Source organism: Streptomyces sp. OR43, from assembly GCF_008042275.1.
In the GTDB taxonomy this organism is placed as follows: domain Bacteria; phylum Actinomycetota; class Actinomycetes; order Streptomycetales; family Streptomycetaceae; genus Streptomyces.
The window spans coordinates 1-1,603 of record NZ_RDBK01000080.1; the positions used below are offsets into that span (position 1 = coordinate 1).

Here is a 1,603-nt window from a genome sequence, read left to right on the forward strand (position 1 = left end):
AGGACGGCGTCACGCTGCTGGTCCTGGACACGGAGAGCGGCAGTCCGGCCGAGTGGTTGTACCGCTCGGCCGGCTGGACGGAGTGCGGCTCCGTGCCCGACTACGCCGCCGACCCGGCGGGGGTCCTGAAGCCGACCACCTTCTACTACAAGGCGGTCGGCCGGGACGGTTCGGGGTCCGTTCAGGCGGTGAGCCCCTCGACGTCCTTGTAGGCGACGCCGTCCTTCATGACGACCAGGATGTTCGCCGGGTCGCCGAGGGCCCGGATGTCGTCGAGCGGGTTGCCTCGGGCGATCACGACGTCGGCGCGCTTGCCGGGCTCCAGCGTGCCGGTCTCGGCGGCGAGGCCGAGGAGTTCGGCCGCTTCGGCGGTCCCGGCCCGCAGCGCGCCCATGGGCGTCATGCCGCAGTCGACGAGATGGCCGAGCTCACGCAGGTTGGTGCCGTGCTCGGCGATGCCGCAGTCGGTGCCCATCGCGATCCGCACCCCCCGCTCGATGGCGCGCGGGATGTGCCGGCGGGCGACGTCCTGCCAGTGCTTCTTCTTCGCGTACGCCCAGGGAGCCGCCTTCCCGGGGTCCGGGTCGGTCTGTGCGGTGGTGAGCGTCGGGACGAGGAAGGTTCCCCGTTCCAGCATCAGGCCGATGGCCTCGTCGTCGATCTCGTAACCGTGCTCGACACTGGCGACACCGCCCCGGACGGCGTTGAGGATCCCGCCCCGGCCCTGGGCGTGGGCGGCGACCTTCTTGCCGCGGTGTCCGGCGGCGATCTCCGTGATCGTCCGGATCTCGTCCTCCAGGAAGCCGTCGTCGTCGGGCTGGTCGGTCGGGCTCCACACGCCGCCGGTCGCCGCGATCTTGACGCAGTCGGCGCCCTGGCGCAGCACCTCGCGGACGGCCCTGCGGCACTCGGCGGGTCCGTCGGCCAGCCGGCCCATGGCGTTCTCGTTGGGGCGGTGGTCGTTGCCGGGCCGGAAGTCGCCGTGCCCGCCGGTCGGGCTGAGCATGGAGACGGCGACCTGGAGGCGGGGGCCGACGAGCAGGCCCGATTCGACGGCTCGCCGGTGTCCGGCGTCCGCGCCGCCGAGGTCCCGGGCCGTGGTGACGCCGGCTTCGAGGGTCTGCTTCATCCGGGGCCCGGCCAGGAACGTGAGCAGGCTGTGCGGCAGGGCCGCGATCTCGGCGTGGCTCATCGCCGTTCCGGGCGCGGCCATGTGGACGTGGCAGTCGATGAAGCCCGGGAGGATCGTGTCGCCGCGTACGTCGATCCGCCGGGTGGCCGCCGTCGTCGTGGGACTGTCCCCGGTCCGGCCCGCCCAGCGGACGCGCCCGTCCTCGATGAGGACCGCTCCGTCGCGGACCGGGTCACCCCCGGTGCCGTCGATGAGCAGGCCGTTGTGCAGGAGTACGGAGGTGGTGGGGGCGGGCATGGCGCTGTTCCTTCCCTGGAGAGGGTGCGACGGAGCGGTCCTCATCGAGGACGGGCGCGTCCGCTGGGCGGGCCGGACCGGGGACAGTCCCACGACGACGGCGGCCACCCGGCGGATCGACGTACGCGGCGACACGATCCTCCCGGGCTTCATCGACTGCCACGTCCACATGGC

General features: G+C 73.1%; 2 protein-coding genes. One reads left to right on the forward strand and one right to left on the reverse strand.

The annotated features are described in order from the left end of the window. Positions 1–212 (forward strand): N-acetyltransferase (locus EAO72_RS40695; protein ID WP_459112834.1); only part of this gene is annotated, 212 nt, incomplete at its 5' end. On the opposite strand, the gene EAO72_RS40700 is transcribed toward EAO72_RS40695, so the two are convergent. Then, positions 182–1,429: a metal-dependent hydrolase family protein gene (locus EAO72_RS40700; RefSeq protein WP_148022425.1), complete on the reverse strand. Its 1,248-nt coding sequence runs from the start codon at positions 1,427–1,429 to the stop codon at positions 182–184. The two genes, EAO72_RS40695 and EAO72_RS40700, sit on opposite strands and share 31 nt — an antisense overlap. Positions 1,430–1,603 lie beyond the last annotated feature (174 nt).

Coding starts and splice junctions, on each gene's coding strand:
- EAO72_RS40700 (WP_148022425.1), bottom strand. CDS start 1,429: ATGCCCGCCCCCACCACCTCCGTACTCCTGCACAACGGCCTGCTCATC.